The organism is Haloarcula sp. K1 (assembly GCF_001647155.1).
Classification (GTDB): domain Archaea; phylum Halobacteriota; class Halobacteria; order Halobacteriales; family Haloarculaceae; genus Haloarcula; species Haloarcula hispanica.
Map to the genome: position 1 here is coordinate 281,825 of NZ_LRHL01000043.1, position 17,804 is coordinate 299,628.

Consider the following 17,804-nt stretch of genomic DNA (forward strand, 5'->3'; position numbering starts at 1 on the left):
ACATGGTGCCTACCATGGACGGTGACAGGGTTATACAGGGACTTACGAAAAAGGATATCAGTATACCATGAACGACCATGACAAGTCTTCGATCGACAGGCGAAGCGTAATCAAAGCCGCTGCCAGTGCCGGACTCGTCGGCCTCGCCGGCTGTTCCGGTGGTGCTCCCGACGAAGGTGACGGTGGCGACGGTGGTGACGGCGGCGACGGTGAATCGACGGACACCTCGACGGATTCGGGCTCTGAAACCTACACCATCGGGATGGTGGACAGCCTCTCCGGCTCGCTGTCCGCGTTCGGGCAGCGGAACCAGCGCGGCAAGGAAATCGCGCTTGACGATATCAACTCCGTCGGTGTTAGTGGCGGCGAACTGGCGATCTCACAGCAGGACGACCAGAGTACGAGCCAGGGTGGAGTCAGTGCAGCCCAGACACTCGTCAATCAGGAAGAAGTTCCGCTGCTCATCGGTACTGTCGGGAGCGGCGTCAGCACGGCCATCCACGAGAGCGTTGTCCAGAACACTGATGTCGTCCAGATCAGCCAGAACAGCACCAGCCCGAACCTGACGAACTTCCCGGACCTGCTCCGGATGCCGCCGGCCGGCAAGGCACAGGCGGAGGCGATCTCAACGCTCCTCGATGAAGACGGTAACGAGTCCGCTGCCCTGGCCTGGATCAACAACGATTACGGGCAGTCCGTCGGCGAGGCCTTTATCGAGGCCTACGACGGAGAAATCGTCTACAACGAACCCCACGACCAGGGCCAGTCCTCCTACAGTAGCACCATCTCCTCGATGGCTAACACCGACGCCGACGCGTGGGTGTTCATCACCTACCAGCCGGAGTTCGCAACGATGTCCCAGGAGGCGTTCGACCTGGGCGTCACCGATCAGGCCGCCTGGTACGGTGGGGACAGCGTCAAAGGCCCGAAAGTCCTCGAATCAGCTCCCGAGGGCAGCCTCGACGGAATGAAGGCCGTGGTGCCGAGCGTCCCACAGGACGCCGAGAACTACCAGGCGTTCGTCTCGGAGTTCGAGGAGCGCTTCGGCGAGGAACCAACGTCGTGGTCGGCGTACGCCTACGACGCGGTGGTCGTCAGCGCACTCGCTATCGAAGCCGCCGACGAGTTCACCGGCTCGGCGCTCATGGAGGTCGTCCGTGACGTGACTCGTCCCGAAGGCGAGGAGGCGACCACCTATGAGGATGCACACGAGATTCTGGCCAACGGTGGCTCGCCATCGGACGTGGACTACACCGGCGTGAGCGGCCCGATCGACCTCGACGAGAACGGTGATCCCGTCGGGTTGCTGCAGGTGTTCGAAGTCGTGGACCACGCGTACGAATCCAGCGGCTTCATCGAGGGCTAAGGCGGCCACGACCCTTTTCCATTTTCACCAATGGCGCAGATATTACAGTACCTGGCAAACGGGCTCGTTTTCAGTAGTATCATCATCCTCGGGAGCATCGGACTCTCGCTGGTCTACAGCATCGCCGACTTCGCGAACTTCGCACACGGCGATACGATGACGCTGGGCGCCTACGGGGCGTTCGTCGCGTTCGGCGTGTTCGGCGGTCTCGGCGGCACCGTTCTCGGTCTCCCGATCGGGTTCTTCATCGCCCTGGCAGTCGGAATGGCGCTAGCGGCCGTCGTCGCCGTCCTGACTCACATTCTCGTGTACAAGCCCCTCGATACGGACTCGATCGGGCTCCTCATCACGAGCATCGGCGTGGCGTTCGTCTACCGCGCGGTGCTACAGGCGTCCTTCGGGACGGACTTCCTGCAGTACGATATCCGTCGCAGCGGGCCGATTCAGGTGTTGCTGGACACGCTCGGCGTCGCGGTGACACAGCGAGACGTCGCGATCATCGTCAGCGCGGCGGTACTCGTCGTCGCTCTACACCTCTTGCTCCAGCGGACGACGCTGGGCCGGAAGATGCGTGCGACGGCTGACAACCCCGACCTCGCACGCGTGAGCGGCATCCGAACCGACCGCGTCATCCTCGTCATGTGGGTCGTCGGCAGCGCCCTGGCCGCCGCCGGTGGCGTCTTCCTCGCGCTGTACAGCCAGCTCGACCCGCGCATCGGCTTCAACATCCTGCTGGTCGTGTTCGCCGCGGTCATCCTCGGCGGTATCGGTTCGGTGTACGGGGCGATGCTCGGTGGGCTGCTCATCGGGATGCTCCACGAACTGACGCCGTTGCTCGGCGACATCGGGCTCCCCATCAGCAACGCCTACGCGCCGGCCGTCGCATTCGTCATCATGGTCGCAGTCCTGCTTGTCAGGCCTCGCGGCATCGCGGGTGATATGACATGAGCGCGCTCGATGTCGGTGGGTACTCGCCCCGGGAGAAAGGCGTCGCGGGGGTGCTGGGCGCGCTCGCCGCGCTCTTGCTCCTCGCGGTCATCACCGGCTTCCTCGCCCCAGCGTACCTGCTGTATCTCGTCGGGCTGTCGGCGATGTACATGCTCCTCTCGATGGGGCTGAACGTCCAGTGGGGGTACGGCGGCATGATCAACTTCAGCGTCGCGGCCTTCTTCGGCCTCGGCGCGTACGGGACCGCCCTGCTGACGGCATCCGGCTCGCCGATATCCGGTGGTGTCAGCCCCATCGTCGCGCTGTTCGGCGGTCTCGGTCTCGCCGCGGTGCTCGCGGTAATCATCGGCTATCCGACGCTGAAACTCCGCGACGACTACCTCGCAATCGCGTCGCTAGGGCTCGCAGAGGTCGTCCGTATCTTCATCCTCAACGAATCCCAGTGGACGGCGGGCAGCGCCGGGCTGACCGGCATCCCGCTGTTCTTCTCCGACTGGCCCGTGCTCGGTGACCTGACGTACCCCTACATCTTCTACGTAGGCGGGACGCCGGTGTTCAACATGAGTCAGTCGGTGGTCACCAGCGCGCTGAACGTCGTCCTCGTCACGGTGATTGTCGCGGCCGTCTACCTGTTCCTCCGGCGCATCCACCAGTCGCCGTGGGGCCGCGTCCTGCGAACCATCCGGACCGACGAGGACCTCGCGGAGACGCTGGGCAAGAACACGTTCGCGTTCAAGATGCAGGCCTTCGTCATCGGGAGCCTCATCATGGCGCTCGCGGGCGTGTTCTACTCCCACCTCGTCCTGTTCGTCAGTCCCTCGGACCTCCAGCCGATCACGACGTTCTACGTCTGGGTCGCTGTCATCCTCGGCGGCACCGGCAGCGACCGCGGTGCGATGCTGGGCGGGTTCACTATCGTCGCCATCCAGCAGGGGACGCGCTTCCTGACCGACACTGGCGCACTGCCCATCGGCGCGGCACCGCTCCGACTCATGCTGGTCGGCCTGCTCATCATCTTTATCGTCAGGCTCCGCCCGGAGGGGATTCTCCCGCCGGAGCGCGAGCTTATCTGGCCCGACTCGCTGGGCGGTGGTCGCGATGAGTGAGCAGTCGCTCGTCTCCGACGGCCCCGTTCTCGGCAAGGAGGACCCCGTCCTCCGTGCTGAGGGGCTGGAGAAACGCTTCGGCGGCCTCGTGGCGACGGACGACGCGTCAATCGAGGTCGAACGCGGCACCATAACGGGCCTCATCGGCCCGAACGGTGCCGGCAAGTCCACGCTGTTCAATCTCGTCTCGGGCTTCTACGAACCCGACGCCGGCTCCGTCGCAGTCAACGGCGTCGACGTGACTGGCCAGAAGCCCCACCAGATCGCCGATCAGGGGATGATCCGGACGTTCCAGACGCCGCGCAAACCGGAGGGGATGACCGTCCGGGAGGCGCTGCTCGTGGGGCCGCACAACCAGACCGGGGAGTCGATCATCCCGCTGTTCACCTCGCCTGACACCGTCGAACAGGAGGAACGGCGCTCGCTGGAACAGGCCCAGCAGATGCTCGAACGGTTCGAGATCGGCGATCTGGCCACCCAGCCCGCGACGGACCTCTCGGGCGGACAGATGAAACTGGTCGAACTGGCCCGCGGGATGATGGCCGAACCCGACCTGCTCCTGCTCGACGAGCCCGTCGCTGGCGTCAACCCCGTGCTGGCCGACAAGCTGGCCGGGTTCATCGAGGAACTCAACGAGGAGGGGATCACCTTCCTCATCATCGAACACGACATGAACTTCATCATGCGGCTGGCCGACCCGATTATCGTCCTCAATCAGGGGAGTGTCCTCGTCGAGGGGCCGCCCGAGGCGGTCCGGAGCGACGAGCGCGTCATCGACGCCTACCTGGGAGGGCCGTCGGAATGACCGACCCCATCCTCACCGTCGACGGCGTCGACAGCGGCTACGGCGAGGTGCAGGTGCTCGACGACCTCTCGCTGACGCTCGGCGAGGGGGAGATCGCCTGCCTCGTCGGCCCGAACGGGGCTGGCAAATCCACCGTCCTCAAGACGGTGTTCGGGATGCTGGAGCCCTGGACTGGCTCGGTCCGTCTCGGGGACCGCGAAATCGGCGGGATGGCTCCGGAGGATATCGTCCGAATCGGCGTCGGCTACGTCCCACAGACCGAGAACGTGTTCGGCTCGCTGACCATCGACGAGAACCTCCGGATGGGCGGGGTCGCCCGCGACGGCGGCCTCGACGAGGTCGTGGCCGAGCTGTACGACCGGTTCCCCATCCTCGACGACAAGCGTACCGCGAACGCGAAGACGCTCTCGGGCGGCCAGCGGCAGGTGCTGGCCTTCGCCCGCGCGCTCGTGATGGAGCCCGACGTGCTCCTCATCGACGAGCCGAGCGCCGGGCTGGCACCGAACACTGCGAAAGAGGTGTTCGACGACGTGGAGACGGTCAACGACCTCGGCACGTCGATCCTCATGGTCGAGCAGAACGCCCGCGAGGGGCTGGGCATCTCCGACCGCGGGTTCGTCCTTGACCAGGGGACAGTCAAGTTCGAGGGCGAGGCGGACTCGCTGCTCGACGACCCCGAGGTGTCCCGGCTGTATCTCGGCGGCGAATCCCGCCGCTGAGGTCTCACATCGCTGTTTTATTCGCGCTCGCCGCGGAGCCGCGACGACGACCCTGCTGGCGTCGCATTCGAACGGACAAGGCAACACAGAAAAGCCCCCCTTGCATACCGCCTGCCAATGACTGTGACGCTGCCGACCGAGGCCGACGACTGGGCCGCCGCGTGGCGCGACCGGATAAACGACCGGTCCGAGTTCGCCGACAGCGCCGACGGCTTCACCGCCGTATTCTGTTTCGAAATCCGTGCTGACGACGCCTATACCGGCGAACCGATACAGTTCGTCGTTGTAATCAAGGACGGTGTCTGTACCGCCGCTGGGACGGTCGCAGACCCCGAGTACGACTTCGCGTTCCGTGGTCCCTACAGTCAGTGGGTCACGATGCTGCAGGGCGACCTCGATATCTCCGCCGCGGCGATGGACGGGACGTTCGACGTCGAGGGCGATACGATGCGGCTGCTGCGCCGCCAGGACACCATCGCCGAGATGGTCGCGGCGGCACAGAACGTCGACACCGAGTTCGAGCACTGACCGACGGGCTTTTGTCCGCCCGCTTGGCCTACACGGGTATGCTCGACAAACTCGGTGCGGTTGGTATCGGCGGCATCGTCGTTTTGCTCGCCGGCATCGGTCTGGTCGCGTGGAAGGCACCCATCGTCGCCGTCGGCATCGCTCTCGTTGTCGGGGGCCTCGGACTGGTCGTCTACGGCCTCGTCACGAGCCTGCTCGGCGCGTTCGGACTCGGCGGCGGCATGGGCGGTATGGGTGGCGGCGGCATGGGCGGTGGCGGTATGGGCGGCGACGGCATGCCCTGAGGCGGAGACGACTAACAGGCGGTGTCCGCATCAATATCGAACTCGAACCGTGCACCGCCGTGTTCTCCTGCTGTGGCACGTACTGTCCAGCCGTGGGCTTCGGCGATTGCCCTGACGATATAGAGACCGAAGCCGGTCCCATCAGCCGCCCGTGACGCGCCCGGTTCGAACACCCGCTCCCGTTCGTCGGGAGCGATTCCCCGGCCGTCGTCCTCGACCGCGAAGCCGTCGGGCGTCGGCACGACACGAACTGTTATGCCGGTCGCGTCACCGTCGCGTTCCTCGTCAGAGCCCCGTTCGTCGCGTTCAGGACCGTGTGTGACGGCGTTGGCGAAGACGTTCTCGAACAGTCGGAGCAATCGCTTTGCGTCGGCTTCGACCAGTATCGACGGCGGCGGTTCCAGCACTGCACTGCCGGTTTCGACGTGGTTCCACGCTGTCGTCGCCACGTCGGCGATATTGATGGTCTGCTTGTCGGCCGCCAGCGCTCCCTCTCTGGTCGCCGTCCGCAGATCGTTGATAATCGATTCTAACCGCTGTAACCCGTCTCTGGCGGCGTCGATACGCTCGGGCGACAGCTCCTCGGCAGCGAGTTCGAGGTGGCCGCTGGTGACGGCAAGCGGCGTCCGGAGGTCGTGTGCTAGCAGGTCAGCGAACTCCGTGAGCCGCTCGTTCTGCCGCTGGAGGTGCCACTCCCGTTCGCGCCGGTCCGTGATGTCGCGACCGACACCGCTGAATCCCTGGACTGTGCCGTCGTCCGCCGTGAGAAGCCGGCCGCTGAGTTCGAACGTCACGACTCCCTCCGTCGTCTCGGCCCGCGCTTCGACGGTCGTCTGACCCGACTCGAACACCTCCGCGATGGCTGCTTCAACGGCTGCCCGGTCGTCCGCGACGAAAAACTCGGTTGGGTCCATGCCCGACAGTTCGCTGTCCGTCAGGCCGAACAGTTCGTTCAGTCGGGCGTTCCAGTAGGCAAGCCGGCCGTCCGTGTCGTAGACGTAGAAGACATCGTCGAGCGTTTCGAGTGCGGCCGCCAGAACACGACACTGGTCATCCATGCGAGAGAGAGGCACCCAATGAATATAACCACGCAGTACAGACGGCCCGCGGTTCGGCAAGTGACACTGAACGGGGTTCCATACAGCTACTGTCCGCCGACAGCCCGGACAGCGCCTAGTTCTCGCTTGTCGGCCGGTCGGCCCGGTGTTCGCTGATGATCTGGTCCACCATCTCCGCGTTCTGTTCCTTCCGGCGGTCGGCGGCGCGTTCCTCCCAGTCCTCGATTGCGGCCTCGATTTCGCCCTCGCGGGCGACGGCCAGTTCGTCCACTTCCTGCACGGTGACCAGTTCAGCCGGTGCGACGGGGACCTCGTTGTCGAACAGCACTTGATCAGCGATATCGGAGAGATTGCCGTTCCGGAGGACGAGTTTGGGGTCGATATCGGCCAGCTGCTGGGCCGTCGACCGGCCCGCGCCCGAGGCGTCCCGGAACATGACGATGTCGTCCTCGACGAGGCCGAACCGCTCGTCGGCGTCGGTGATGGCGTCCTTGGTGAACTGCTCGACCACCTTGACCGGGGTGAGCCCCTCCTGTTTCTCCGACACGTCGGCGAAGTTCGAGTGGTCGAGCTTCCACAGCGCCTTCAGCCGGTCGAGTTTGTCGGCCAGCGCCTCGCGTTTCTCCTCCTCTTCCTCGACCTTCCGCTCTAAGGCCTCGTTGCGCCGCTGTAGCCGCGTCACCTCGCGGTCTTTTCTGACTTCGCGCCGGCCCTCGCTGCGGGCCTTCTCCAGCTGTTTGTCCTTCTCGGCGAGCTGGTCGTCCTTGCGCTTGATCGTCTCCTTGAGGTCGTCGACGTGTGATTCGAGCCGTTCGATGCGGGCGTTCAGCCGCTTGATCTCCTTCTCGTCGTCGGTGAGCTCCCGGGGCTCGTGAGCCGTGTCCTCTTCGGCCTCGCCGTCGTCGTCTTCGAGGTCACGCAGCACCGTCTCGACGCTCTCTTCGCCGGCGACGACGCGGTCGATGACCGGCCCCACGTCGTGCTGTGGCGGCACCTTGCTCGCGACGCGCTCGAACTGGTCGGCGTGGTGATCGAAGGCGTAGAGGGCGGCGGCCATCGCGTCGCGCTCGTGGTCGTTGTCGTAGGCTTCCTCGCGTGTCCGGTGTTTCTTCTCGTCGACGGGCAGGTCCGTATCGGGCTCCCAGCCGGCAGCGCTGAACGAGCGCCGGAGTTTCTCGACGGTCTCGGGCATCGGCGTCACGTCGGCGGCGACGACGACGGGCCGCCCGCGCTCGATAATCCACTCCGTCGTCGCGGCGGTGCCGTCGGTTCGCGAGGAGTATACATCCAGTACAGTGCCGTCGAGGGAGACGATGGCGACAGCCGTCGTTGTCCCGGGGTCGACGCCGACGACGACGTGGTCGCGCCGTTTCGCCAGCGGCTTGAACTCGATGCCGTCCCGCCGCTGGCGCTCGATTTCGACGCGTGTGTCGCCCGAACGCGCTCTCGATACAGGGATGTCCTGCGGTCGTGCCGACACCAGAAAGACGGCGTTCGAGAAGCCGCCGTACTTCTCGGTCACGTCCCGCTCGTACTCCAGACCGGCCGCGTCGAGTTCGGACTCGATTTCACGGGCGCGCTTCCGGACCGCGCCGTGGATGCGTCGCGTGTAGCGGTCTTCTGACCACCCACCTTTCCCGGTCGAGCGGCCCCGCGAGACCTTCACCTCCGTCGTGTCGGTGAATGCGGACACCTCCTGGCCGACGTTGGCGGCGGCCAGCCGGGCCGCGGCCTCGGCCTCCTCCATCGGGTCCTTGCCGTAGGGGACGCCGTGGCGCTTGGCGACCCGTGAGAGCGGTTCCGGCCGCTCGTCGCCGGTCACCTGCACCAGTTTCGTCTCGTCGGGGAGCGACCCGAGAACGTGGATCAGGGCGTCCTTGTCCTCGGCGAGTTCGTACATGTTGTCCGTCGCGACGATGGCCGGCTCCTCGTCGTCGATACGCCGGCGGAGCTTCCGCCGCGAGACCACGTCTCGCTCGACTGATTCCCCGTCGAAGACCACCAGCGCGTACGACGGCGCGTCGCCGCGCACGTCGCCGCTCTGGATGTCGACACCGAAGACGACTGCGTCGAGCGCTGCCGTGCGGTTCACGAACCATGGTAGGCGACGGTCGACTATAAATCCGTTCCGGGCTAGCAGTATGGGCACTGTTTCGGTACGTGAGTGAGACTTCGAACAGCCAGAAAGCCCCACCCAGCGTGGATTGTTCAACTGGCTTGCGGAGGGGGTTATTGTTCGGGATCGTTGACCCCAACACCTCTTATCAGGGCGCTCCGACGGCCCACTATGACCATCCCTCGCTACGCCGCGAGAGAGACTTCGGAGGTAGGTCGGCATGGTATCTGAACGGGAGAAGATGCTCGCGGGCGAGCACTACGACGCGAGCGACCCAGAACTCGTCGCGGCTCGCGAGCGCGCGAACGAACTCACCCGGGAGTACAACCGGACCGATCCATCGGACACCGACACCAGACAGGCACTCATCGAGGACCTGTTCGGCTCCGTCGGTGCGGACTGTCACGTCGAACCGCCCTTCCGGTGTGACTACGGCGACAACATCCACGTCGGCGAGGGCTTTTACGCGAACTTCGACTGCGTCGTACTGGATGTCTGTCGGGTCGATATCGGCGACGACTGCCTGCTCGGGCCGGGCGTCCACATCTACACCGCGACGCATCCGCTTGACCCGGAGGAACGACGTAGCGGCGTCGAGTACGGAAAGCCAGTGTCTATCGGCCACAACGTCTGGATCGGCGGCCAGGCGGTCATCAATCCGGGCGTCACCATCGGCGACGACGCCGTCGTTGGGTCCGGCGCTGTCGTGACCGACGACGTTCCCGCCGGCGTCGTCGTTCAGGGGAACCCCGCGTCGGTCGTACGAGAAATTGAGGACTGACGGCCCGCGCAGCAAGCGTGGCTGAGCGGCTGTGACCCGTCGCGGGGTTCTTCGCGCTGTGGCACGTACTGACTGTATGGACACCACGACCGAAGATATGGACACGACAACGGAACACGGCGTTCGGACGGTCGAAACGCGGGACGAACTCGACGACGTGCTGGCGACGGCCGACCGCGTACTGGCGATGGTCCGGACAAGCGGCTGTACAATCTGCAAGTCGATGGAGCCGATACTCGACATCGCCGCGAAAGCCACCGACGCGACAGTCGTCGTATTCAATCCCAAACGCGACCTCGATGCCGTCGACGCGTTCGACGTGCGGAGCGTCCCGACGTTCCTGCTGTTTGCCGACGGGGAGCTTATCGACCGCCGTGCCGACGGGTTCGTCCCGGCCGAGGAGCTAATCGAGTTCGTCGAAAGCGGGTCGGAATCGGACGCGTGAACCGAGTGGCCTTCTCACACTGAGACAACACTTATGTCCCCGCTTGTCGAAGCGCTCCCTTGATGGCCCTCCAAATCGGCTCCGTCCTCGAAGAGGCGGGGTATCGGCTGTTCAGTCGTACCGGCGCGATACTACTCGTAGCGTTTTTCGCCCTGATGGCTAGCTTTCAAGCACTGTTCAACACGATCGTGGCGACGACCTACACCAGGATGGGATACGGCGAGATCGCCGCAGCCCTGCCGCTGACCCTCGACATCTCGCTCAATGTCGCTGGTGCCGGTATCGCCATTGGCTCTGTGGTCTCACTGTATCTCACCATCGTGTCTTTCCGGACGTTCGCTGCCGGAGCGCGTGACAGTTTCCCCACGGGAGCGCTCACTCGGAACGTACCGCTGGCGATGGTGAACGTGTTCGTCGGCGGAATCGTCTACAGTCTACTGGTGTTCATTGGGTCGGTCCTGCTCCTCATCCCTGGCATCTTCGCCTACGTCGCGTTCATCTTCATGATGCCGTACGTCATCGTCGAAGACCGGAACTTCGTCGCGGCGCTCAAAGAGAGCTATCGGCTCACCGAGGGCAACCGGCTGGCGCTGTTCGGACTGCTGTTAATTGTCGGTACCGCCGCGGCGCTCGTCGGCGGTGTCATCGGATTCGTCGGCGCGCTGGCGCTTTCGGGGCCGACTTCGCAGCTTCCGACCATCGTCATCCAACCACTGGCGTCGCTGTACGGCACGGCGATTATCGCGGTCGCGTTCGAGCAACTCCGTGAGCGTGACGGGAGGCCGCCGTCGGCCCCGAGCGAGGACGATACGTCGATGGCCGCTCTCTGACTGGAGCCGCTGGCCGCTGTTGTCCCCACTCGGGACTACAGCGCGCTCTGTCGGACCGTGACTGTCTTATCCGTCCAGTTTCCTACCGGGAGCAATGCGACGGCATCGGGTCGGGACAAGCCTGTACGCTGGTGTGCTGTTCGTTGTTCTCGGGACGCTCGCGTGGGCGAGCGGCCAGCCGTTCATTTTCCCGAGTCTGGGCCCCTCGGCGTTCATCCTGTCCTTCCAGCGGAACGGCGACCGGACGGACCTGATAAGCGTCGTCGCGAGCCATCTCATCGGCGGCGTTGCGGGGCTGTTCGCGTACAGCCTGCTCGCTGGCGGCGTTTCACTCGTCGCGGACCCGACCGCGTTCTCGATGGCCGGGCTCCGCCTCGTCGCGAGCGCGACCCTCTCGCTCGTCGTGACGAGCTGGGGGATGATTGCAACAGATACGGTCCACGCACCGGCCTGCGCGACGACGCTCATCGTCTCCTTAGGGCTGCTCTCGACGCCGCTGCAGGTCGCAGTCATCGTCGTCGGTGTCGGCGTTCTCGTCGCGTTCCACGCGCTCGTGCTGTCAGCGTACCACCGAGCTACTGATCCGTCCCGGACAGCCCTGGTCGATGGCTGATGCGTCACACTGGCCCCTGTACCGTGCTCACTCGTCCGACAGCTGGACGGTCAGCACCGGCACCGGCGATTCGCGGACGACCGTCTCTGCAACGCTGCCGATGAGATAGTGGTCCAGTCCGGTCCGGCCGTGGGTCCCCATCACGACGAGGTCCGCCGGAATCTCCGTGACGGCGTCGACGATTTCCGTCTTCGGGACGCCCTCTCGCTGTGTGGTCTCGACCGAAACGTCGTCGGGTAGCTCGGCGACGGTCGCATCGATGGCCGTCCCTGCGCGCTCCCGCTCCGCCTCGATCCATGCGTCGGTCGAGAGACCGCTCGACGGGCTCTCGAACCGGTTGCGGGTGTCGACGACCGAGAGGACGTGGACTGTCGCGTCGAACCGACCTGCAATCGTTCCGGCATGCCTCGCGGCCGCACCGATACCGTCGCTGCCGTCGGTCGGGAGGAGGATCGTGTCGTACATCGTCTTAGACACCACCCGTCGCCATCAGGAACAGCGCTACGGCGATGACTGCGAACAGCCCGCCGACGAACTTCTTGATGGTCCCGGTATCCAGTGCGGTCGAGACGTACGGTGCGATCTGGCCGCCGGTGACGGTCGCGGGCACGGTCCAGACGACCATGTTCCACGGCGTCGACGCGAGGTCGATCGAGTGCGCGCCCGGAACGAGGCCGCCGCCGAAGACGTGAACCAGCGACGCCAGCACGGCCGTCGTCGCGACGACGATGTGGTTCGTGCCGATGGCGACCCGGACAGGGACCTCTGTCCGGAGCATCGAGATGATGCCCAGTTCGCCGACGCCGAAGCCGGCCAGTCCCTGGAAGACGCCGCCGATGCTGTAGTTCGCGAAGCGTTCGAGATAGCCGCCGCGCGTGTAGCCGTAGTCGTTGCCGTCGCGGTCGACGCGCGTCACTGCTCCGTCGTCGGCCGTTTCGACGCCGGCCGGGCCGAGCTTGTTGTCGTCGTCGGGGAGTGTCGCGTCGCCCCCATCAGCCGATACCTCCGGGTCACTGTCGCCTGCCGCGCCCGGCTCCTCGTGGCCGAGGTCAGCCTTGAAAAGCAAGTACGACGCCGCCAGCAGAGCGATGCCGAGCAACGCGTGAAACAGCGGCTCCGGGATGACAAACGACAGTAGCGCGCCGGCGATGACAAAGGGCACGCTCCCGAGGACGAGGCTCAGCGCGAGCCGTCGGTCGACGAGCCCGTACTGGATAAACGCGAGTGCGGAACTGGAGAGGCCGAACGATTCGCTGATGAGTCCGACCTTCACCAGTGTCTCCGGTGTCAGCGTCTCTCCGGCTAGTAGCGGGAAGATGAATATGAGAAACGGAACGAACAGGGCCGACCCGCTGATACCGACCGTGTTGACGATGGTTGCACCAGTGACGAAGGCGATACAGAGCCACCAGTACTCGAACCAGTAGCCGGTGCCCGCGTCCGCGGGCGTCGGTGCGGCGGTGTACACACCGACGACGAACAGCAGTGGTGCCAGAAACACGAAGACGTGCTGGTACTTGAGAAACCCCTTCTGGAGTCGACTGGACGGTGACGACGTGGTCATTGACGCGTGAAGCCAGCATTGTTAATTATCGCTTAAATCCCTTGTTGTCTGTACTTGTTTCAAAAATGATGGCATAAATACGCGAAGACGGCAAAAACACACGAGGTCTCCGGTGGCCTAATATCCCTAATATTTATTTCACAGCCCGTGGTAACACATATCGTTATGAGTTTTCCAGAGGGACCGATGGAGTCGGGCGGCCGGTCGAGTTACGATGAAGACGTTTCTGCCGACGCCGCGGACACAGACGGGCTCTTTGGACCCCTGCGTCGGTTCTCGAAGCGGTGGTCCCGCCGCTACATCGAGATGCGTGTCGACGCGCTCGAAAGCCGCTGGGACTGATCGGTTCGACATTTCGCCGCGTTCCGGAAAAGGACTATACTGTCCCCGCCGCAGGGACGGACATGGATATCGCTAGAATCGCTGTTCACGAGTCAGTTGCGAAGGCCTGTCCGCTGGAGGCGATGGTCGCCGCGCTACAGGGGCTCGGCGTCCCTGTCGAAGTTGTCGGCGACGACGCAACCTTCGATACCAGTGACTGCGTCGTCACGTTCTCTCCGCGGGAGGCGTTTCTGGACGCCGCCTGGGTCCACGGCATCCGTGCGGGCTACGACGAGTTCGACGTGGACGCCTACGAGGCGGTCGGGACGGTACTGACGAACAGCACTGGTATCCACGGCGACACCGTCCCGGAAACCGCCGTCGGCTATCTGACGGCGTTTGCTCGCCGTCTCCACGTCTACCGGGACCGACAGGGCGACAACGACTGGACGCAGGAACCGTACGACGCGCCGTTCACGCTGACTGGCGAGCAGGTATGCGTGGTCGGTCTGGGCACCATTGGCCAGGGAATCGCTGACCGGGCCGACGCGCTGGGGATGGAGGTCGTCGGCGTTCGCCGCTCCGGTGACCCCGCCGAGAACGTCGAGCGCGTGTACACACCCGACGAACTGGACGCCGCCGTCGCCGACGCACGCTTCGTCGTGCTGTGTTGTCCGCTCACCGCAGAAACCGAAGGCATGGTCGACGCCGCTTTGCTCGCGCAGATGCGGGCCGACAGCTACCTCGTCAACGTCGCCCGTGGGCCTGTCGTCGTCGAGGACGCGTTGCTGAACGCGCTCGACGACGGGACGATTGCCGGGGCAGCCCTCGACGCCCACTGGGCGGAACCGCTGCCAGCGAACCATCCGCTCTGGGACCACGAGTCGGTCATCGTAACGCCACACGTCGCCGCGTTCACGAACCGGTATCACGAGGATATCGCGGCCCTCGTTCAGGAGAACATCGAACGGATCGACCGCGGCAAGTCACTGCGGAATCGCGTCGCGTGAGGGCCGTCCAAGGATATCTGACCGCGCCGCTCAGGTACCTTCGACCAGCCGTTCTAGCTGCTCGGGCGGCACCGCGCCGCGGGCGGCGTGGCCGTCGTAGGCGAACGTCGGGACGCCGGTGATCCCCTGGCGCTTGGCCGCTGTGAACTTCTCGCGGACCGCAGACCGGAGGCTGTCGTCCGCGAGCGCCGACCGGATTTCCTCGCCGTCGACGCCTGCGTCCTTGGCGAGGTCGACCAGCAGGTCTTCGTCGCCGATATCTGCTCCGTCCTGCCACAGCGCCTCGAAGATGGACACGTCGAAGGCCAGCCACGTCTCGTAGTCGTAGTGCTCTTTGACGTAGTAAGAGGCGATCTGGGCGGGCAGCGAGTCGATGTCGGTGGCGATGTCCAGGTCCATCTCCACGTCGTATTTCTCCTGCAGCCGGCGGACGCCCTGCTTGGCCTGCTCGTAGTAGTCCTCGTCCTTGCCGTCGTCGACGGAGTGGTCGATGGAGCCGTCGGGGTTGCGCTTCCCGCTCCGGAGGTCGAAGGGGTGCCAGTCGACCTCCAGTTCGTCCTCGCGCGTCGACTGGTACTGCCTGAGCGATTCGCGTCCGAGATAACAGAACGGGCAGACGTAGTCCGAGAAGACCGTGATCCGCTCGCTCGACTGTGTCTCACTCATACGTCCGGGTATGCGTTGCTCGCGGTTAAACGCGGCCACCGTCTGTGTCGACACAGCGCACGACCGACCGGTCCGCTACGCGCCGTCCCCGACGGTCTCGTGGATGGTCTCCACCCGTGAGACGAGGCCGTCGGCGTCCGCCGCGAGCAGCGTCACGCGCCCGCCGGTACCAACGCCCTCGCGGCCGATGACGGCGACCGGCGTGCCCTCGCTGGTTTTGAAGGCCCGTCTGACGCCCCATTGTGCGGTGGCGTCGCCGGAAACCCCGTCCGGTCGCTCGGCGGGGTCGTACGTCGCGACGGGGCCGTCCAGCGACGCTACCGCGTCCTCGACGGCGTCGGTCAGCCGGCAGTCGACAGCGAACCGAAGTGAGGGGGCGTGTTCACGCGCGGCCAGCAGGGCGCGAGCCACCGTCGTCGACGCGCCGAAGCGGACGCCGCGGTTCGGCCGGACGCCGTCCATCGTGCGGGCGATGCGGCCCTCGACGGCGGCGACCGCGTCTGGCGTCTCTGCGTACGGTGTCGCGCCGGCGACGGTCATCCCCCGCTCGGGGACCAGCGGTGACACGTCCGCCTCGACGAGCGCCGACACAACCCGCTCGACGGCCTCGCCCGTCGGATGGCGTGCGGCGTCGTTGCGCGTCTGGACGAGGTGGTGGACCGCACCGGGGCCTTCACCGACGTCGACGTTGTACCGGACCGCGTTCGCAAGCAGGTCGATACTGCTTCCGACTGCCGTCGGCAGGTCGTCGCCGTGGGCCAACTGTGTCGCGATAGCCGAGGAGAGCGTACAGCCAGAGCCGTGAGTGGCTTCGGTGTCGATGCGGTCGTGGCGGAACGTCGTTACCCCGTCCTCGGTCACGAGGGTGTCGACGACGTCGTCACCCGGGACGTGGCCCCCTTTCACGAGCGCGCTGTCGGCCCCCATCTCGACGAGGTCGCGGCCCGCTCGTTCCGCGGCCGCGGGGTCGTCGACATCGCGCCCGGTCAGGACGGCGGCCTCGTCGGCGTTCGGTGTGACAAGCGTCGCTTCGGCGATGAGGGTCTCGTAGGCGTCTTCGGCTTCGGCGGCCAGCAGTCGGTCGCCCGACGCTGCCACCATCACCGGGTCGACGACGAGGTTCGGCAGGTCGGCAGCGTGTTCCACGACCAGGTCGATGACGTCGCTCGTCGCGAGCATCCCCGTCTTGACCGCGGCCACGTCGAAATCTCCCGTGACCGCCTCGATCTGGGCCTCGATCTGTTCAATCGGGAGCAGATGCTGACCCTGTACGCCCGTGGTGTTCTGTGCCGTGATGCTGGTGATCGCGCTGGTCCCGAAGCCGCCACAGGCCTCGATGGTCTTGACGTCGGCCTGGATACCGGCCCCGCCACCGGAGTCGCTGCCGGCGACGGTCAGCACGACTGGCGGTGTCACTGGGGCGTCCGCTCGTGTCATACCTGATGACTTCACCGGCGGCCACATATCGGTGCTGGTCTCTCAGTCGGACGAAACTACGCGGCCAAATCCTAGTATGCTAATATTACTCCATACTACATTTGAGAAACATTTATGTGTTACTGTGTCGGATGTGCCCTTGTACCACAATGGAACCAGCGTCGCGCGATACTACCGACTCCGACGAGCAGTACGGCAGCTTCACAACTGGCGGCGGCGACGTCGTCGTCTACGACACCGAGAACCCGACCGCGTGGCTTCAATCCAGCTATGCGGTACAGGTCGGCTGCTCCTCGGAGCGAAAGTCGGCCTGACCTTTCTATCCGACCGATATCATCGCGATACCGACGATAGCCAGCCCCGCAGCGGCCAGGCGTGCTCGGAACTGCGCTTCGTCGAGAACAATCGCGCCCAGAATAACGGCGACGATGGCTTGCCCGTTGACGATGGGTGAGACGATACTCGCCGGGAGCAACTGGAAGGACAGCAACACGATGTGGTTCGCGTAGGCGACGAACATCGCCGCGACGACGAACTTCGGGAGGTCCCCCCGCCATCCCGGCGGGACCTGATACCGGAACGCGAGCGGCGTCATCAAGACGGCGATGCCGACGGCCATCACCGGGATGTAGGTCGTCGGTTCGACGGCCAGTTCCTGCATCAGCACCCGCTTGCTTACATCGACGAGCGCGAACGCCGCAGCCGACAGTAAGGCTAGCTGTGCGGGCCGGGACTTCCGGGCCCGCTTGAGCGGGGCCAGCAACGCTGTGCCCTGCCAGTTCGCGACGTAGACGGCGGCGGTCGCGACGACGACACCGCCGACCTGCAGCGCCGAGAGATGCTGGCCCAGCAGTCCGACTTCCAGCGGTAACACGAACACGGGAACGATTTTGCTGATCGGCGACACGTAGGAGACTTCGCCGACGCGGATCGCTCGAAAGAGGGTGAGCAGTCCAACCGCCGTCACCGCCGTCACGGCGAGAACCGACGAGAGGACGTTGACACGGTTGCCCGCCGGGAGGAAGGGCTCGTTGCTGACGAAGACGATGGGGAGGTAGACGATGGGGACCAGGCTGTACGTAAGCAACAGGAACACCGGCGACGGATACTCGGTGAACCACCGCTTCATCACGAACAGGTACACCCCGAACACCAGCGCCGACAGAACGGCGTACGCGATTCCGACGTTCACGGTTGACAACGGCTA

At 65.1% G+C, this 17,804-nt stretch carries 21 protein-coding genes; 14 read left to right on the forward strand and 7 right to left on the reverse strand.

Features of this window, described 5'->3' with window-relative positions; genetic code table 11:
• Window positions 1-67: 67 nt before the first annotated feature.
• The 7 genes from AV929_RS14895 (at window position 68) to AV929_RS14925 (ending at window position 5,756) form a co-directional block, all read left to right on the forward strand.
• On the forward strand, window positions 68-1,366 hold the full coding sequence (locus AV929_RS14895) for an ABC transporter substrate-binding protein (RefSeq protein WP_014041523.1): 1,299 nt from the start codon (window positions 68-70) through the stop codon (window positions 1,364-1,366).
• Window positions 1,367-1,396: 30 nt separating this feature from the next.
• Entirely contained in the window at window positions 1,397-2,314 is a 918-nt protein-coding gene (locus AV929_RS14900) for a branched-chain amino acid ABC transporter permease (RefSeq protein WP_014041522.1), read from the forward strand.
• Window positions 2,311-3,420 carry a branched-chain amino acid ABC transporter permease gene (locus AV929_RS14905; protein WP_050007487.1) on the forward strand — a complete coding sequence of 370 codons (1,110 nt, stop codon included), beginning with the start codon at window positions 2,311-2,313 and terminating at the stop codon, window positions 3,418-3,420. The genes AV929_RS14900 and AV929_RS14905 overlap by 4 nt, the downstream gene beginning before the upstream one ends.
• Window positions 3,413-4,225 (forward strand): ABC transporter ATP-binding protein, encoded by an 813-nt coding sequence (locus AV929_RS14910; RefSeq protein WP_023843442.1) that lies wholly within the window; start codon window positions 3,413-3,415, stop codon window positions 4,223-4,225. Before AV929_RS14905 ends, AV929_RS14910 begins: the two co-directional genes overlap by 8 nt.
• A complete protein-coding gene (locus tag AV929_RS14915) occupies window positions 4,222-4,944 on the forward strand; it encodes an ABC transporter ATP-binding protein (RefSeq protein ID WP_011224244.1) in 723 nt (240 codons plus the stop codon). The genes AV929_RS14910 and AV929_RS14915 overlap by 4 nt, the downstream gene beginning before the upstream one ends.
• 117 nt (window positions 4,945-5,061) lie before the next feature.
• Window positions 5,062-5,472, forward strand: coding sequence for an SCP2 sterol-binding domain-containing protein (locus AV929_RS14920; RefSeq protein ID WP_014041519.1), 411 nt, complete (start codon window positions 5,062-5,064; stop codon window positions 5,470-5,472).
• A 38-nt stretch (window positions 5,473-5,510) separates the two neighbouring features.
• A complete protein-coding gene (locus AV929_RS14925; RefSeq protein WP_004590621.1) occupies window positions 5,511-5,756 on the forward strand; it encodes a hypothetical protein in 246 nt (81 codons plus the stop codon).
• Window positions 5,757-5,767: 11 nt separating this feature from the next.
• Here AV929_RS14925 and AV929_RS14930 read toward each other — a convergent pair whose 3' ends face one another.
• A complete protein-coding gene (locus tag AV929_RS14930) occupies window positions 5,768-6,814 on the reverse strand; it encodes a PAS domain-containing sensor histidine kinase (RefSeq protein ID WP_064288620.1) in 1,047 nt (348 codons plus the stop codon).
• 115 nt (window positions 6,815-6,929) lie between these two features.
• Window positions 6,930-8,906, reverse strand: a complete 1,977-nt coding sequence (locus tag AV929_RS14935) for a DUF460 domain-containing protein (protein ID WP_064288621.1) — start codon at window positions 8,904-8,906, stop codon at window positions 6,930-6,932.
• A gap of 244 nt (window positions 8,907-9,150) precedes the next feature.
• On the opposite strand from AV929_RS14935, the gene AV929_RS14940 reads away from it, so the two are divergent.
• The 4 genes from AV929_RS14940 (at window position 9,151) to AV929_RS14955 (ending at window position 11,599) form a co-directional block, all read left to right on the forward strand.
• A complete protein-coding gene (locus AV929_RS14940) occupies window positions 9,151-9,711 on the forward strand; it encodes a sugar O-acetyltransferase (protein ID WP_050007489.1) in 561 nt (186 codons plus the stop codon).
• A 97-nt stretch (window positions 9,712-9,808) separates the two neighbouring features.
• The gene (locus AV929_RS14945) at window positions 9,809-10,156 is read left to right on the forward strand and encodes a thioredoxin family protein (RefSeq protein ID WP_044952312.1); all 348 of its coding nucleotides are present in this window, start codon (window positions 9,809-9,811) and stop codon (window positions 10,154-10,156) included.
• 62 nt (window positions 10,157-10,218) lie between these two features.
• The gene (locus AV929_RS14950; RefSeq protein WP_050037174.1) at window positions 10,219-10,986 is read left to right on the forward strand and encodes a glycerophosphoryl diester phosphodiesterase membrane domain-containing protein; all 768 of its coding nucleotides are present in this window, start codon (window positions 10,219-10,221) and stop codon (window positions 10,984-10,986) included.
• 94 nt (window positions 10,987-11,080) lie between these two features.
• Entirely contained in the window at window positions 11,081-11,599 is a 519-nt protein-coding gene (locus AV929_RS14955) for an HPP family protein (RefSeq protein WP_064288622.1), read from the forward strand.
• Between the two features lie 27 nt (window positions 11,600-11,626).
• Here AV929_RS14955 and AV929_RS14960 read toward each other — a convergent pair whose 3' ends face one another.
• Both AV929_RS14960 and AV929_RS14965 read right to left on the reverse strand, forming a co-directional pair.
• Entirely contained in the window at window positions 11,627-12,064 is a 438-nt protein-coding gene (locus AV929_RS14960) for a universal stress protein (RefSeq protein WP_050007490.1), read from the reverse strand.
• Window positions 12,065-12,068: 4 nt separating this feature from the next.
• Window positions 12,069-13,163: a sulfite exporter TauE/SafE family protein gene (locus AV929_RS14965; RefSeq protein ID WP_014041511.1), complete on the reverse strand. Its 1,095-nt coding sequence runs from the start codon at window positions 13,161-13,163 to the stop codon at window positions 12,069-12,071.
• A gap of 165 nt (window positions 13,164-13,328) precedes the next feature.
• Between AV929_RS14965 and AV929_RS21930 the strand changes: the two genes are divergently transcribed.
• Together AV929_RS21930 and ddh are read left to right on the forward strand one after the other, a co-directional pair.
• Window positions 13,329-13,505 carry a hypothetical protein gene (locus AV929_RS21930; protein ID WP_155120751.1) on the forward strand — a complete coding sequence of 59 codons (177 nt, stop codon included), beginning with the start codon at window positions 13,329-13,331 and terminating at the stop codon, window positions 13,503-13,505.
• Between the two features lie 62 nt (window positions 13,506-13,567).
• Window positions 13,568-14,494, forward strand: coding sequence for a D-2-hydroxyacid dehydrogenase (ddh, locus tag AV929_RS14970; RefSeq protein ID WP_064288623.1), 927 nt, complete (start codon window positions 13,568-13,570; stop codon window positions 14,492-14,494).
• A gap of 30 nt (window positions 14,495-14,524) precedes the next feature.
• Here ddh and AV929_RS14975 read toward each other — a convergent pair whose 3' ends face one another.
• Window positions 14,525-15,160, reverse strand: coding sequence for a DsbA family protein (locus AV929_RS14975; protein WP_064288624.1), 636 nt, complete (start codon window positions 15,158-15,160; stop codon window positions 14,525-14,527).
• A 75-nt stretch (window positions 15,161-15,235) separates the two neighbouring features.
• Window positions 15,236-16,624, reverse strand: a complete 1,389-nt coding sequence (gene thiD / locus AV929_RS14980) for a bifunctional hydroxymethylpyrimidine kinase/phosphomethylpyrimidine kinase (RefSeq protein ID WP_080510091.1) — start codon at window positions 16,622-16,624, stop codon at window positions 15,236-15,238.
• 122 nt (window positions 16,625-16,746) lie between these two features.
• On the opposite strand from thiD, the gene AV929_RS22430 reads away from it, so the two are divergent.
• Entirely contained in the window at window positions 16,747-16,911 is a 165-nt protein-coding gene (locus tag AV929_RS22430) for a hypothetical protein (protein WP_004590650.1), read from the forward strand.
• Window positions 16,912-16,916: 5 nt separating this feature from the next.
• Here AV929_RS22430 and AV929_RS14985 read toward each other — a convergent pair whose 3' ends face one another.
• The gene (locus AV929_RS14985; RefSeq protein WP_044952050.1) at window positions 16,917-17,798 is read right to left on the reverse strand and encodes a DMT family transporter; all 882 of its coding nucleotides are present in this window, start codon (window positions 17,796-17,798) and stop codon (window positions 16,917-16,919) included.
• Between the last annotated feature and the right edge of the window lie 6 nt (window positions 17,799-17,804).

Excerpts from the sequence above, each read along its gene's own strand:
- AV929_RS14895 (WP_014041523.1), top strand. The coding sequence starts at position 68 with ATGAACGACCATGACAAGTCTTCGATCGACAGGCGAAGCGTAATCAAA.
- AV929_RS14900 (WP_014041522.1), top strand. The coding sequence starts at position 1,397 with ATGGCGCAGATATTACAGTACCTGGCAAACGGGCTCGTTTTCAGTAGT.
- AV929_RS14905 (WP_050007487.1), top strand. The coding sequence starts at position 2,311 with ATGAGCGCGCTCGATGTCGGTGGGTACTCGCCCCGGGAGAAAGGCGTC.
- AV929_RS14910 (WP_023843442.1), top strand. The coding sequence starts at position 3,413 with ATGAGTGAGCAGTCGCTCGTCTCCGACGGCCCCGTTCTCGGCAAGGAG.
- AV929_RS14915 (WP_011224244.1), top strand. The coding sequence starts at position 4,222 with ATGACCGACCCCATCCTCACCGTCGACGGCGTCGACAGCGGCTACGGC.
- AV929_RS14920 (WP_014041519.1), top strand. The coding sequence starts at position 5,062 with ATGACTGTGACGCTGCCGACCGAGGCCGACGACTGGGCCGCCGCGTGG.
- AV929_RS14925 (WP_004590621.1), top strand. The coding sequence starts at position 5,511 with ATGCTCGACAAACTCGGTGCGGTTGGTATCGGCGGCATCGTCGTTTTG.
- AV929_RS14930 (WP_064288620.1), bottom strand. The coding sequence starts at position 6,814 with ATGGATGACCAGTGTCGTGTTCTGGCGGCCGCACTCGAAACGCTCGAC.
- AV929_RS14940 (WP_050007489.1), top strand. The coding sequence starts at position 9,151 with ATGGTATCTGAACGGGAGAAGATGCTCGCGGGCGAGCACTACGACGCG.
- AV929_RS14945 (WP_044952312.1), top strand. The coding sequence starts at position 9,809 with ATGGACACGACAACGGAACACGGCGTTCGGACGGTCGAAACGCGGGAC.
- AV929_RS14950 (WP_050037174.1), top strand. The coding sequence starts at position 10,219 with ATGGCCCTCCAAATCGGCTCCGTCCTCGAAGAGGCGGGGTATCGGCTG.
- AV929_RS14955 (WP_064288622.1), top strand. The coding sequence starts at position 11,081 with ATGCGACGGCATCGGGTCGGGACAAGCCTGTACGCTGGTGTGCTGTTC.
- AV929_RS14960 (WP_050007490.1), bottom strand. The coding sequence starts at position 12,064 with ATGTACGACACGATCCTCCTCCCGACCGACGGCAGCGACGGTATCGGT.
- AV929_RS14965 (WP_014041511.1), bottom strand. The coding sequence starts at position 13,163 with ATGACCACGTCGTCACCGTCCAGTCGACTCCAGAAGGGGTTTCTCAAG.
- AV929_RS21930 (WP_155120751.1), top strand. The coding sequence starts at position 13,329 with ATGAGTTTTCCAGAGGGACCGATGGAGTCGGGCGGCCGGTCGAGTTAC.
- ddh (WP_064288623.1), top strand. The coding sequence starts at position 13,568 with ATGGATATCGCTAGAATCGCTGTTCACGAGTCAGTTGCGAAGGCCTGT.
- AV929_RS14975 (WP_064288624.1), bottom strand. The coding sequence starts at position 15,160 with ATGAGTGAGACACAGTCGAGCGAGCGGATCACGGTCTTCTCGGACTAC.
- thiD (WP_080510091.1), bottom strand. The coding sequence starts at position 16,624 with ATGTGGCCGCCGGTGAAGTCATCAGGTATGACACGAGCGGACGCCCCA.
- AV929_RS22430 (WP_004590650.1), top strand. The coding sequence starts at position 16,747 with ATGGAACCAGCGTCGCGCGATACTACCGACTCCGACGAGCAGTACGGC.